Annotated in this window: 10 protein-coding genes and 4 tRNA genes; 9 read left to right on the top strand and 5 right to left on the bottom strand. The window is 43.4% G+C overall.

Annotation, left to right across the window (positions count from 1 at the left end):
• Positions 1-65 precede the first annotated feature (65 nt).
• The 4 genes from C1E24_RS06930 to C1E24_RS06915 all read right to left on the bottom strand — a co-directional run bounded on the left by C1E24_RS06930 (position 66) and on the right by C1E24_RS06915 (position 7,028).
• Positions 66-3,419, bottom strand: a complete 3,354-nt coding sequence (locus C1E24_RS06930; protein ID WP_138480034.1) for an amidohydrolase family protein — start codon at positions 3,417-3,419, stop codon at positions 66-68.
• Between the two features lie 96 nt (positions 3,420-3,515).
• Positions 3,516-5,675, bottom strand: coding sequence for an ATP-binding protein (locus C1E24_RS06925; RefSeq protein WP_138480032.1), 2,160 nt, complete (start codon positions 5,673-5,675; stop codon positions 3,516-3,518).
• A 98-nt stretch (positions 5,676-5,773) separates the two neighbouring features.
• Entirely contained in the window at positions 5,774-6,430 is a 657-nt protein-coding gene (locus tag C1E24_RS06920) for a helix-turn-helix transcriptional regulator (protein WP_138480030.1), read from the bottom strand.
• A gap of 226 nt (positions 6,431-6,656) precedes the next feature.
• Positions 6,657-7,028: a histidine triad nucleotide-binding protein gene (locus tag C1E24_RS06915; RefSeq protein ID WP_138480029.1), complete on the bottom strand. Its 372-nt coding sequence runs from the start codon at positions 7,026-7,028 to the stop codon at positions 6,657-6,659.
• 138 nt (positions 7,029-7,166) lie between these two features.
• Here C1E24_RS06915 and C1E24_RS06910 point away from each other — a divergent pair, with 138 nt between their 5' ends.
• Positions 7,167-7,778 (top strand): DUF2057 family protein, encoded by a 612-nt coding sequence (locus C1E24_RS06910; protein ID WP_171040820.1) that lies wholly within the window; start codon positions 7,167-7,169, stop codon positions 7,776-7,778.
• A gap of 67 nt (positions 7,779-7,845) precedes the next feature.
• Entirely contained in the window at positions 7,846-8,028 is a 183-nt protein-coding gene (locus tag C1E24_RS06905; RefSeq protein WP_138480025.1) for a hypothetical protein, read from the top strand.
• 49 nt (positions 8,029-8,077) lie between these two features.
• Here the strand turns inward: C1E24_RS06905 and C1E24_RS06900 are convergent, their stop codons facing one another.
• Positions 8,078-9,922 carry a M1 family metallopeptidase gene (locus tag C1E24_RS06900; RefSeq protein WP_138480023.1) on the bottom strand — a complete coding sequence of 615 codons (1,845 nt, stop codon included), beginning with the start codon at positions 9,920-9,922 and terminating at the stop codon, positions 8,078-8,080.
• 130 nt (positions 9,923-10,052) lie between these two features.
• Between C1E24_RS06900 and murB the strand changes: the two genes are divergently transcribed.
• From murB to C1E24_RS06865, 7 genes are all read left to right on the top strand, one after another.
• Entirely contained in the window at positions 10,053-11,063 is a 1,011-nt protein-coding gene (murB, locus tag C1E24_RS06895; RefSeq protein ID WP_138480021.1) for a UDP-N-acetylmuramate dehydrogenase, read from the top strand.
• On the top strand, positions 11,060-12,061 hold the full coding sequence (gene birA / locus C1E24_RS06890) for a bifunctional biotin--[acetyl-CoA-carboxylase] ligase/biotin operon repressor BirA (RefSeq protein ID WP_138480019.1): 1,002 nt from the start codon (positions 11,060-11,062) through the stop codon (positions 12,059-12,061). The genes murB and birA overlap by 4 nt, the downstream gene beginning before the upstream one ends.
• Positions 12,058-12,762 (top strand): type III pantothenate kinase, encoded by a 705-nt coding sequence (locus C1E24_RS06885; protein WP_138480018.1) that lies wholly within the window; start codon positions 12,058-12,060, stop codon positions 12,760-12,762. The genes birA and C1E24_RS06885 overlap by 4 nt, the downstream gene beginning before the upstream one ends.
• 121 nt (positions 12,763-12,883) lie before the next feature.
• A tRNA-Thr gene (locus tag C1E24_RS06880) sits at positions 12,884-12,959 on the top strand.
• 47 nt (positions 12,960-13,006) lie between these two features.
• Positions 13,007-13,091 (top strand) — tRNA-Tyr (locus C1E24_RS06875).
• 45 nt (positions 13,092-13,136) lie between these two features.
• A tRNA-Gly gene (locus C1E24_RS06870) sits at positions 13,137-13,211 on the top strand.
• 12 nt (positions 13,212-13,223) lie between these two features.
• Positions 13,224-13,299: transfer RNA gene (locus C1E24_RS06865), tRNA-Thr, on the top strand.
• The last annotated feature ends 159 nt before the right edge of the window (positions 13,300-13,458 follow it).

The following is a 13,458-nucleotide window of genomic DNA, read 5'->3' as shown; positions in this document are numbered from 1 at the left end:
GATTTGCGGCCTTTTGAAGTTTTTACACTACATCAAACTGTAATAATTAGCCTGAGCTCGGGTTATTAATGCTTCCAGTGATATTTGTGTGCTTTTTCTTCCATATACGCTTCGGTTGCTGAGTGCATCGGTGCTTTGCTTCCGTTTTCGAAGAAGAATGGCTGACGCTCACGATTGTAGTTACCTACTTCGTTCATCGTTGCAGCATCAAAGATACGGCCATTTAGCACTGTGTAAGCCACTTTTTCTGATTGACGAATATCGTTTAATACGTCGCCATCGATGATCACCAAGTCGGCTAATTTGCCTTTTTCAATGGTACCAATGTCATTGTCTAGCGCTAGGTATTTAGCGCCATCAATTGTACCACTACGAAGCGCTTCCCATGCTGTGAAGCCACCTTGTGCCATTGACCATAGCTCCCAGTGTGCGCCTAAACCTTCACGTTGACCGTGTGCACCAATGTGAACCGTTACGCCTTTGTCGCGCAGTTGCTTCGCCGACTTAGCGGCATTGATGTGGTTATAGTGGTGCTCTGGTGCCGTAGGACGACGAATTGAGCGTGTGTTTAGAATGTAGTCAGGTACGAATGCTTTTAGGCGTTCGTTCTTCCATACTTCTGTTTTATCGTAGAAGTAATCTTCCCCTTTAATACCACCGTAAGCGACGTTAAAGGTTGGTGTAAAGCCCGCTTTGGTTTGGCTCCACATTTGTACCACGTCTGAGTAGATGTTTGGAATCGGTAGCGCGTGTTCAAGACCTGTGTGGCCGTCGATGATCATGTTCATGTTCTGTTGGAACTTAGAACCGCCTTCAGGCACCACCATGATTTCCATTTCTTTCGCTGCTTCTAACACTTGCTGGCGGGTGTCACGACGAGGGTGGTTGTAGCTTTTAACAGAAATAGCACCCGCATCTTTCAGGCGCTTAACGTGGAACTGAGCGTCTTCAAGATTGTTGATCGGCGTTTTATAACCCGGTGCATTACCTGCGTATAAAATACGACCTACAGAGTAAATACGTGGTGCAACCGTTAGACCAGCGCGCTGAAGTTCAGCCATTGAGAACACTTCGTTTGAATCGTTCGATGGATCGTGAATGGTTGTTACACCAAAGCTTACGTTTGAGAACTGGTTCCAGTTCTGCTCAGGCTGCAAGTTGCGGCTACCATAGCTGCCGTGTGCGTGTGCATCTACAAGACCTGGGATCACAGTCTTACCTGAGATATCCATGACTTTTGCTTTGCTAGGAATGTTCACATCGCTGCGCGTACCGACTGCGATAATGCGGTTATCTTCGATAAGGACCACGCCGTCTTCGATGATTTCTTGCTCTTGGTCTGCGTTACGCATGGTGACGACTTTACCGCCAACTAGGGCTAGTATGCCTTCTGGCTTATCCGCTTTTTTCTCAAAGCTTAAGTCGATGCCTTCAGCCGTTAGCTCGCTGACATCATCTGCTGCGCCTTCTAAGAACGCAAATGTATCAGTTAGCTTGCGTTGATAAAGGTTAGGACCAAACGCCCAAGTTAATGCGCTGCTGTCAGCTTTCCAGTTTAAGAAGTCACCAGAATACTTAGACACTTGCTTAACAGGGAATGATTTAGTGCCCTTGTTAATAGATAGTGTTTTACCTGTGCTTGTGAATGGCGCTACAAAGGTATTGAAGTTTTCAATGAAGGCCACGTATTTGCCGTTTGGTGATACGCGGTAGTCAAAGATGTATTCACCTTTGAAGTGTGAGCGCTCTTGCTGACCGTTTAAGTCGACTGATTTAAGTTCACGGCTAGTTTCGCTGCTTGCAACATTGAAGAAGATACGGTCGCTGTCAGCACCAAAGTGTGGGTTGTCACCACGTTTGATGATGCGCTTTGCTTCACCGCCCTTAACGCTGGTTAAGTAAATGCCCGGCTCCATTGACCAGTCACCACTGAGTAAGTAACCACCGGTTACTTTGCGGTAAAGTACTTTTTTACCATCTGGTGAGAAGCTTGGGTTGATGTAGTGACCTGGCTCTTGCGTGATCACTTTACCTTTACCACCTTTTGCAGATACCACGCGAACCGCGCCTAAATCTTGGTCATCCCAGCTTGTATAGACAATATATTTGCCATCACGAGAGAAGCTAGGGTAGAACTCAAAGTGGTCGTTTTGCTTAGTCACACGCTTTACTTTACCTGACGCGATGTCTTTGGTGTAAAGGTGACCAAGTGCTTGGAATAGGGCTGTTTTACCATCTGGAGAAATTTGTGACCAACGTGCCAGTTTCACTTTGAATGTGTCAGGGGCAACGTCTACTGCAAACTTCAGCGCTGGCGTGATTTGCTTTTCAGCCACAACACGCGTTGGGATCACTTGCGCTTGCTTGCTGGCAATATCTACTTTGTGGAATACACCGCCCGACCAGAACACTAATGCTCTTCCGTCTGGCGTGTAAGCGAATGCTGGCGTATTACCTTGTGCGCCATTTGCTTCTTGTAAGTCACGGTCTAGACCTGCAAAGATTTCAGTCTCGATACCTGACTTAAGATCTTTGATATACAGGGCACTTTGCATCTCTTTGCCATTCTCGATGCGCTTTACAAATGCAAGCGATTTACCGTCTGGGCTTGGCGTTGGACGAATAGCACCACCTGAGCCGCGGATCACAGTCTCTTCTTCACCGGTTGCTAAATCCCAAGAGCGGATCTCAAAGACTGACTCAAGTGCGTTTTTGTTGTATTGCCAGCGTACGCCTGCCGTTGCATCAACTGAGTAATAGATTTTTTTACCGTTTTTTGAGAAAGCCGGTTCTGCAACGTTCTTCTGTGATTTAGCACCGTGTAGACGGTCGCGAACAACCACGCCTTTACCACCAGAAATGTGGTACATACGAATTGAACCACCAGGAATTGTACGGCCAGTTACTTGACCTTGCTTAACCGCAAGGTATTGACCATCTGGCGACCATGCAGGGTTGTGAAGTAGGTTGTGAGATTCGGTCGATACTTTACGCATGTTCTCGCCGTTCACATCCATAACCCATAGGTTCTCAGCACCTTCTCGGTCAGAGATAAACGCAATTTTAGACCCATCTGGAGAGAATTTCGGTTGGAAGTTCCATGCTCTGTCATTGGTAATTGCTGTTGCTTTACCACCTGAGATAGGCATCACATAGATGTCGCCTAACATATCGAAGATAATGTTTTTGCCATCAGGACTAACGTCTAGGTTACTCCATGTCGTTTCGTTGGTGTCGATGGTGATGGTTTGCTTTTCACCTGGTGGGTTTAGTACATCCCATTTTTCTGTTGTTTTAGCTTCAGTTTTTACAGCTGCCTTATCGGTTGCTTTACTATCAGCATTAGCAAGCGCAGGAGCACTTGCACCGAATACGGCTAAACTGACGGCCAGCGCCAGTGGTGTTTTAAGTAATGCCATAATGGTTCCCTTTGTTTTGTTATATGTGTGATATCCACACTTGTCATTAGCATGACGAATTTACTTCTAGGTGTCGACTCTGCGCGATAAAACGCCTTAATTCAGCGTTTGGGAGCGAACGAATTGCAAATATGCCGATAAGCTGTCTTGCCACAAGACCATGGCTTGAGTCAGTTCTTCGTGGGCAGATTTATCTTCTAGTAAACGACGCTCGATGGTTTTTAGCATTTGCCCATAGCGATTAAAACCTAATTGTAAGGCTGTGCTCGCTTGGCGGTGCAGCATTTTTATGCATTGGTCGTTGTCTATGTCTAACTGCTGCTGAATGCTAATTAATTTGTTGCGTGCAGAAAGTACAAATTCATTGTAAATAGAAGACACTTCATCTTCATTAAAGTTTTTCTGTAAAGAGCTTGCCGCGGTTTCATCATATAGCACATCAGCCAGCTCAACACTGATGGTAGGCTCTTTTAGTGTCTGTGAATCACTGAGCGCTTGGCGTAGCTTCTCTTGTTTGATGGGTTTGGCAACAATGTCTTTGATCCCCAACATCATGTACTCTTTTATTTCATCCGGGCTTAAACTTGCTGTAAACGCGAGGAAGGGGGTACGCTGATTTTTATGCTCTATTTTTTTCAATGACTTCAGTACTTCTTGACCGGTCAAATCTGGTAGATTCATATCGAGCAACACAGCATCAAACTGGTGGTTCTGGAGTAAATCGAGTGCTGACTGCCCTGTGGTTGCGAGCTTAACTTTGTGCTCATCTTCAGCCATAAACTCAATGGCAATTTTTTGGTTTAACTCTAAATCTTCGACTAATAAAATGTTAAGTCCAGTCACACAGTCTGTCTCATGAAGACGTTGCGGGACAAGGCTGAGCTCACCAATGGCAAGATTTAGACTAAAACTAAACACACTGCCTTTATTTAACTGACTGGCAATTTCAAGCTTCGAACCTAAACGTTCGAGTAAGCGTGCAGTAATCGCCAACCCCAAACCAGTACCGCCTTTTACTTTACCTGCGCTACTTTGCACATAAGGCTGAGTCAGTTTTTCAATATCGTCATCTTCAATGCCTGGGCCTGAGTCGATCACGCTGAATGTGACGGTATGTGCCATAGCACTATCTTGCTCAAGGTGGACTTTAATTTTTACTGTTCCTGAGTCGGTAAACTTAATGGCATTGCCGACGAGGTTAATGATAATTTGTCGAAGCTTTTGTTGGTCACAGTAATAACAAGCCTGTTCAGGCAGGTCATAGTCGAGCTCAAACTTCAATTGTTTTTGTTCTGCTAATGGCGTGAGTAGCAAGCAGAGATTATTTAACCAAGTCTTGAGCTCGATATCTTCTTCATAGAGTGACTCATCACTTTGCTCTAAACTGGCGTAATCGAGTACTTTATCAATGAGTAAATTCAGTGACTCTGCGGAATTAATAATGGCTTCGCAATAGGCTTTATTTTTTGGACTCTTGGTACGGCTTAGCACCAGCTGTGCGCTGCCAAGAATACCGTTTAACGGGGTGCGGATTTCGTGGCTTACTGTAGATAAAAATAAGCCACGTATTTCTAAATCTTTTTGTGCTTTTTCAGTCAGCGCATTTAAATGTAATTCACGTCGCTCATTGCAGAGCAGGGCCATACCAGTGGCATAGAAGATTGGAGAGAGCACGCCATTAATGAACACAGTGCTGGTGAACCAAGTGTCTTGCATAATGGTAAGGTGTGTGACCTCTCCCATCATAATTGAGCGGCCAATAAAAGCGATAAGCAGCAAACCAAGCACTATGGTATATACAATGGTGCCATTGGGGTAGCGTGGGCGGGCAAATCGCCAAAACATTGATAGAAGCAACACAATTTCAGCGATGTGCTGTAAGTCTGAAATCCAGATCCGCGCTCTTAAATTGTCGTCGACTATGCTGTAGTAGCCCAAAGCAACGAGTAAAACGCAGGTAAATGCTAAGAAACTCTTTAACTCCCAACCTTTATGCTCTAAGAATTGGCTGATCGCTAATACATGAATAATGGATGCGGCAAATAAAAGCGCATTACCAATGCCTATGGTTTGCCAATGCTCTAAATAACCATGAAGTGAAAAGCTCATAGTTGCCAGAAAAAGTACCAGCGGATAGAGGGTATAAGTGGCAGTGCCGGGTATGTTTTTATTGGTTCGCCAAGTTAAGTAACATAACAAGGTCATCATGGCCATCATAGCGCCACTAGTAAAATAGAGAGTTTTGGGATCAAACATACGCGTCGAACTTATTAAGTAATGACTCTAGCATAGAGGGAAGTTAGGAACAGGTAAAGAAAGAGGAAGCTAGGCTTCCTCTTTTGAGAATTGTTTTGTTAACGAATTTCGTCTGGGATATTTTGTTGCGCCCAAGACAACAATTCAATTCGGTTACGGCATTTAGTCTTTCTGAATGCACTGTAAAGATGAGTTTTAACTGTATGCGGGCTGATATTTAAATCTTCGGCGATTTCTTTGTTCTTCGCACCCTTACTCATCAGTGAAATGATGGCTTTTTCACGTTTGGTCAACTTAACCGGTTCAATATCGCCTTCAGTGAGTTTATGAAGTGCATCTTTATTGAATTGCAACATACGGTTAAGGGCATTACACATGATGTCACGACGATACCAAAGTTGGTTTTCCATTAGTAAACGGATCCCTTTCATCAGTACATCAGCGTTATCAGTGGTATAGAATACGCCGCGAATACCACTTAGTAATGCACGGTTTGCAAGTTCAGGGTTTTCGTCTAGATTAAATAGCACGATATCGCAATTTACTTTTAGCTTAACTAAATGTTCTTTTAGTTTGTTCCATGCATCGTTTTGTGCGGTTTCGATGAATAACAATCTGGTATCTTCTGGCACTTCAGTAATGTCTGTGCCGGTAGTAACTTCTAAACCTTGGGTTTTGAGTAAAGGTTGAAGGACATTAATGCCAATTGTATTAATTGGCTCTTTATCTAAAAGTAAAAAGGCGGTACTGCTCATTTTAAATGGACGCTCTCATTCAAATTATTGCTTTAATGCTAACACGCGACTCAGACCTTTTGTATGAGTTTGCTACTAAAAATATAGAAAATTTTGCTATATATACAAGCGTTTTTGTTAAATAATGCGACTAATTGGCATTTTCAATTTTAACTAATTGATAATGTTATTATTTTGTTAGTCGCATTAATAGCTTATTCATTTACATTTATTAACGCAGAATTTTTTAAATTAATTCTTTTTTCTTATTTGTGAACGGTGGCCAGCCCATTTCTAAACCTGCCAGTACGTGCAAGTGAACATGAAACACAGTTTGACCCCCGTGCTCGTTACAATTCATCACGACACGATAACCATCTTCTGCAAAGCCATGCTCTTTTGCTAACTTCGCCGCTACTACGTAGAGTTGACCAATTAAATGGGCGTTAGTTTCATTGACATCATTAATAGTCGCGATGGGTGTTTTAGGGATCACCAGTACATGAAAAGGGGCCTGCGGATTAATGTCTCGAAAAGCCAGCGTGTGTTCATCTTCATAGATGATATCGGCAGGTATTTTTTTACTAATAATTTTGTCAAAAATAGTGGCTTCGGCCATGATGTATCCTAAAAGTATGTTGTTGCTATCTATTGGTTTATTAAAACTATTTTAGTGTCTATACACTAATGACAAAGAATCTATGAACTGTCAAACTGCAAACGGTTAGATGATAAAAATTCAATGAGGGAGTGTGTGATGAGTCAAACTAAAGGCTTAATTTTAGCGGTTTTGTTGGGGAGTTTTAATCTAGCAGTGCAGGCTGCAACTCTTAGCTTTCCAGAAGAGCTGATCCCAATCACAGTCAATGGTAAACAAGTTGAACACTCTTTGTTTAGTAAGAAACTTGACTTTGACTTGCCAATTGGTGCTCACAAAGTGCAGATAAAATATAGTGACCTATATGAGCTAGACTATGATGAGCATCAAACTGTGTCATCAGCGCCTTTTTGGATTGAAGTGACCATCACGCAAGATGGCCAATATCGTGTTGGTTTTGATAGGGCAAAAGATGCGGATGCAGCCGAGCAGTTTGCTAAATCACCGAGTGTATATGTGATAGCACCGAATAAGTCCCAGCAAGAGGCTGTCAAAGTAAAACCTAAAGCAGTGGTAGCTCCCGCTGTGGTCGCTGCAACTGTTCAAACTGTAGCAACGCCAATGGCGATTACAACACAAACTGCACCTAAGAGTAGAAAACAGATTGAAGGGGTGACGCACCCAAGTGCTGAACTTATGTTGCACTACTGGTGGCAACAGGCCGATGAAAAGCAGCGAAAGGCGTTTTTGAAAGCGGTTAAGGTTAACTAGATGTTTTAATTTAATTTGAATGGTGTTACCTTTCGTTTGTTTCGATAAAGAAAACAAGGAAATGAAAATGAAACTTACACTAAATAAAAAAAATTTAAAAAACCTTAATGCTAACAAACAGCTAATTGAAAAAGAGTTCACACCAAAAGTTGCGGGTGGTAATCCAGGCGCAGCGTCTCAAGAAGGTGGCTTTACTTGTCGAGGTTACTTAGGCAGAACAGCGACTAATTGTGATTGTAAGGCTTTCTAAAAATAGTTATTAATTAATAGCCTCTTTACAGAGGCTATTTTTTGTCTGTTTATTTAAAAATCGCGTCCACAGTACCTTGTGCTAACGGGTGATAACCCGGACGTGCGTTGTTATATACCTTTTGTGCCCAATCGCGTTTGCCATGTTGCACAAGAGACTTGTATAAAGGCACGATGAGTTTACGACGACCAATGCTAGTAAGGTGCTTATCCAGTGCCGGATAAATAGCCTCATAGCCATTACCCACTGCCAACATATACCAAGCAAATGCGCGCTCAGCATTGGTTGAATTAGTTAGGTTAAATGCTTCGTCTAACTTCGCCATCTTATCTAGGCTTAAATCACGCGGTAGGTTATTTAAAAAGTGTAACCACTCGTGCACTGTCCATGCGTCCGTTGGTAAGTCTGCCAAGTCTTTGTTACCTTTTAACCAAGCTGCTGTTGCAGCATCGACTTTATTAAATGCATCTGAAGTCGGGTTTGGCGCATCTGCAGGTAAACCCGGCTCGTAGATCCACTCTTTAGCTTTTTCTAAAGACACGATACCAGGGTGTTTTTCTAGTAAGTGCGTATTTAGGTATTCTACAAACTCAGCAGTTGTTAGAGATTTAAACGAATATTTTGCAAAGTAGCCTTTTACAAACTCGTCAAAGCGCGCACGACCGTACTTTTCTTCTAAGTAAATTAAGAATAACTGACCTTTGATATAAGGTACTTTGCTGAACGCATCATCTGGATCGCGACCATTAAGTTTTAAGTTAAGGCGGGTATCTGGCGCTGGAATATTTTTTAGCTGTGCACGCAGACCTGCGGCATCTAATGCTTGCTCCATTACAGCACGGTCGCGGCCAAATACTTCTTCCATGATACGGTTTTCAACATAAGAGGTGAAACCTTCATTTAGCCATAAGTCTTCCCACGTCGCGTTAGTCACTAGGTTGCCTGACCAAGAGTGCGCAAGTTCATGGGCAATTAGGTTAACTAGGCTTTTGTCACCTGCAACAACGGTTGGGGTGATGAATGACAGACGTGGGTTTTCCATGCCACCAAACGGGAAGCTTGGCGGCAGCATCAGTAGGTCGTAACGACCCCATGCATATTCACCGTACATCGCATTGGTTTTGTCGATCATCGCCTGCGTGTCATTAAACTCTGCCACCGAGGCATCTAGAATTTGTGGCTCTGCGAAAATCGCAGTCTGGTGTGACATTTCTTTATATTCTAGGTTACCCGCACCAATCGCAATGAGGTAAGGTGGAATAGCCTGCGGCATATCAAACCAGTAGTCACCGTCTTTAACAAATGCTTCTGAGTTATCAGCACTCATGACCGCACGAACATCTTTTGGTGTTTGAATGCGGGCTGTGTAGGTAGTACGCATTGCTGGTGTGTCTTGCACTGGGATCCAGCTACGCGCATGAATTGCTTGTGACTGACTGTACATAAACGGGTGTGTTTTACTGGCAGTTTGTACCGGTGTTAACCATTGAAGGCCAGAAGCTTGCGGTAAGCTGTTGTAGTAAATACGGGCTTTATTAGCTTGCTCTTTAAAGCGAATGGTCAGCTTTGCGCCTTTTACGCCATTGCGTTGTGCGAGGGTGAAATCTGCTTTGTGCCATTGGCCGTTTTTACCTTGGTACATCACCTTATCTATTTCAAGGTCGCGAGTATCTAGAACTAGGGTACGCGCTGACGCATTGCGCCAATCAAGGGTGTGCTCTACAAAGCCTTCCAGTTGCTTATCTGCAAAATCCACGTCTAGGTCTAAATGCAGGTGGGTACTGACTACATCTTTTAAATTTGCATAGGTATGTTCGTCGAACGCCTGTGTTGCCAATGCGCTGTGAGAGAAGCCTGCCAGCATTAAGCTTGCGGCTAAAGCAGTTTTTTTCATTGTTTATCCTTGCACGGATTGAGTAAACGAGCGGCATTTATATCATGCTTAAGGATAAGATCACATAGGTGCGTACAGGCATAGCATAGGGTAAACTAGCCCGATTACTATATTACTTGTTAGGTTGAACGTGCCATCAGTCCAATCGCTCCATACTTTTGCTTTACCTGCCCACTGTGCAGCGCTCATAACCATTACTCATCCAGATAACCTCACTGAGCTCGATTTTTCTAAGCCTTGCTATGTAATGGGTGAGGGTAGCAATACGGTGTTTATTGAAGACTTTGCTGGCACGGTATTGCAAATTGCCACTAAAGGCATAGCAGTGACAGAACAACAAGATGTTTGGCATGTTCAAGTAGCCGCAGGTGAGAACTGGCATCAACTGGTTATTTATTTACTTGAACAAGGCGTATTTGGTTTTGAAAATCTGGCCTTAATCCCGGGGACGGTGGGGGCAGCTCCTGTACAAAACATCGGTGCGTATGGCGTTGAGGTCGGGCAGTTCATTAAATCGGTCAAAGGTTATGATATTGCCAAAGCACAATTTGTAGAACTAGCGCAAGCTGAGTGTGGTTTTGCTTATCGAGAGTCTGTGTTCAAGCAGGCGTTGAAAGAGACGTTTATTATTACCGAAGTGCTGTTTGAGCTACCTAAACAATGGCAGCCTGTAATTAGCTATGGACCTTTACAATCGCTTGATAAAAATACGGTCACTGCACAGCAGGTATTTAACAAAGTGATTGAAATACGACAAAGTAAACTCCCTGATCCGAAAGAGCTAGCCAATGCCGGTAGTTTTTTCAAAAACCCCATTGTGGGAAGCGAGCAAGTACAAACTTTGTTAAAGCAGTATCCTGATATGCCAAATTATCCAGTCGATGCTAAGCATACAAAATTAGCCGCAGGATGGTTGATTGAACAAGCCGGGCTCAAGGGCTTTGAGTTAGGGGGCATTGCCGTGTATCACAAACAAGCTTTAGTACTGGTTAATCAAGGTGCGGGTACAGCCTCAGATCTTAAAGCCATGATCCAACATATCCAACAAAGTGTGTGGCAAAAATTCAATGTACAACTAGATCATGAAGTGCGTGTGATTGCTGCAAATGGCAATGTGCAACTACAAGGTGTGCAAGCATGAGTTATAAAGGACCACAAGGGAACAAGCTGGCTATTTTAAAAGCCCTTAATAAGGGAGAGTTTGTGTCCGGGCAGCATTTAGGTGAAAGCTTAGATATTTCTCGCGCTGCGGTATCGAAACATATTAAGTCGCTACAAGAAATGGGCATCGACATCTTTAAGCTCAGTGGCAGAGGTTACAAACTCAATCACAGTGTCCCTTTACTTGATGAATCAGCTGTTAATCAGTATTACCAAGCGCTGTCGGGGCAGCAAAAACAGCTTGAAGTGATGCCTATTATTGATTCAACCAATTCAGAGTTAATGCGCCGTGTGCAAAATAAATTGCCGATTAATTCAGGGCAAGTGCTGGTCGCTGAAATGCAAGAAGCAGGGCGTGGCCGTCGCGGCCGTACTTGGCAATCTCCATTTGGTGCAAACCTGTATTACAGTTATTACTGGCGTTTAGATGATGGACTACAAGCAGCGATGGGCGTGTCTATTGCGGTAGGCCTTGCGGTGTATGATGCGCTAAAAGCGCTTTATGGCTTGGAAGTGGCGCTGAAGTGGCCCAACGATATTTATCTGAATCATAAAAAGCTAGCCGGCGTATTAGTCGAATTAGATGGTCAGGTTGAAGGGCCATGTCATTTAGTAATTGGTATCGGTATTAATTTACAAATGCCTGAAACGGCATCACAGCATATTGATCAACCTTGGACAGATATAGCCTCTCACAGCAATGAACTAGATAAAGATAAGCTGGTGGCACATTTAACTTATGCCCTCGATGAAAGGTTAGCGCAATATCAGGTGTCAGGCTTAACCGAGATGGTCACGCAGTGGAATGCACTAAACGCATTTGCCGGAGAAGTGGTTTGCCTTTCTACTGGGCAAAGACAATGGCGCGGTATTTGTGAAGGCATTGATCATCAAGGCGGCATTGTACTGCGACAAGATGGCGAAGTGAAAAGCTACTATGGTGGAGAGATTTCATTGCGTAAGGAAGTAACAGAATGAGATTGTTAATCGATGTGGGCAATACCGCATTAAAAGTTGCCGGTGAAGTAAATGGCCAGATCACCCTTATAGAAGAAGATGATATTAAGTGGTCAGCGGTTAAAGAAATCGCGATTGCACAAGTTGGGCCCGACAAACTGCTTGCAGATATAACTGCTAAAGCACAGCAGCTCAGCATACCTTTATTACAAGCAAATGTGACAGCACAGCTTGGTACAGTTAAATGTGCTTATCCGCAATTTCAAAATCTCGGCATTGACCGTTGGTTGGGGGTAGTTGCCTGCCATTACTTATATCCAAAAAAACATTGTGTGGTAGTGGATTCGGGCACGGCAAGTAAAGTGGATGTGGTTACTAAATCTGGTGAGCATCTAGGTGGGTGGATTTTGCCCGGTTTAGATATGATGATCGACAGTCTTGTGAGTAACACGCAAAAGGTATTTTCAGACTCAGAGAGTTTATTTTTGCCTGATCTTGGTAGAAACACCCCAAATGCGGTTAAGAATGGAGCCTTGATTGCTACCTTAGGTGCTGTTGAAGCGGGCATTGCACAATTAAAGAGTGATTTTGACGATATTCAGGTGATTTTTGCTGGTGGATATGGCGAGTTATTACAACTTCACTTTGAAAAGCCAAGTGTATATGTCGATGACCTGGTTTTAAAAGGGCTGAGAAATTGGTGTGAATTCATACGCAAATAGATGTTTTTTGGCTTTTTTGTTGTAAATGTGAGCATTTAAACAAGAAACTTTGATTTTTTTTCAGATTCTTGTTGCATCGCCCCAAACCTTGCTCTAGAATCCTGCCCCGTACTAAAGCAGTGCCGACTTAGCTCAGTTGGTAGAGCAACTGACTTGTAATCAGTAGGTCATCCGTTCGACTCGGATAGTCGGCACCATTTATTTACCCTCACTATGAGGCGCTTTAGGCAAGAATTTTTGACGTGGAGGGGTTCCCGAGCGGCCAAAGGGATCAGACTGTAAATCTGACGGCTCTGCCTTCGCTGGTTCGAATCCAGCTCCCTCCACCACTTTATTCTTGACGGTTAGAGGTAGTTGAATAACAGGTTCCTAAAGCGGGCATCGTATAATGGCTATTACCTCAGCCTTCCAAGCTGATGATGCGGGTTCGATTCCCGCTGCCCGCTCCAGAGTTCTGGTGTGCTGATATAGCTCAGTCGGTAGAGCGCACCCTTGGTAAGGGTGAGGTCGGCAGTTCAAATCTGCCTATCAGCACCAGTACTAGAATCTTCCATAATACTTCCTTTGACTTGTCATAAAAATACTTAATAATTGAAGAATAATTTTAATCTGCATTTTGCGGGTTATTTTTATATGTAATCTAGATACACATAAATCTTACTTATAGGTTCCGTCATGGCAAAAGAAAAGTTTGAA

It is taken from the genome of Pseudoalteromonas phenolica (assembly GCF_005876835.1).
Taxonomy (GTDB): Bacteria; Pseudomonadota; Gammaproteobacteria; order Enterobacterales; family Alteromonadaceae; genus Pseudoalteromonas; species Pseudoalteromonas phenolica_B.
Note: the sequence above shows the minus strand (reverse complement) of the source record. Positions and strands in the feature narration are given on the sequence as shown.

Coding starts and splice junctions, on each gene's coding strand:
- C1E24_RS06930 (WP_138480034.1), bottom strand. CDS start 3,419: ATGGCATTACTTAAAACACCACTGGCGCTGGCCGTCAGTTTAGCCGTA.
- C1E24_RS06925 (WP_138480032.1), bottom strand. CDS start 5,675: ATGTTTGATCCCAAAACTCTCTATTTTACTAGTGGCGCTATGATGGCC.
- C1E24_RS06920 (WP_138480030.1), bottom strand. CDS start 6,430: ATGAGCAGTACCGCCTTTTTACTTTTAGATAAAGAGCCAATTAATACA.
- C1E24_RS06915 (WP_138480029.1), bottom strand. CDS start 7,028: ATGGCCGAAGCCACTATTTTTGACAAAATTATTAGTAAAAAAATACCT.
- C1E24_RS06910 (WP_171040820.1), top strand. CDS start 7,167: ATGAGTCAAACTAAAGGCTTAATTTTAGCGGTTTTGTTGGGGAGTTTT.
- C1E24_RS06905 (WP_138480025.1), top strand. CDS start 7,846: ATGAAACTTACACTAAATAAAAAAAATTTAAAAAACCTTAATGCTAAC.
- C1E24_RS06900 (WP_138480023.1), bottom strand. CDS start 9,922: ATGAAAAAAACTGCTTTAGCCGCAAGCTTAATGCTGGCAGGCTTCTCT.
- birA (WP_138480019.1), top strand. CDS start 11,060: ATGAGTTATAAAGGACCACAAGGGAACAAGCTGGCTATTTTAAAAGCC.
- C1E24_RS06885 (WP_138480018.1), top strand. CDS start 12,058: ATGAGATTGTTAATCGATGTGGGCAATACCGCATTAAAAGTTGCCGGT.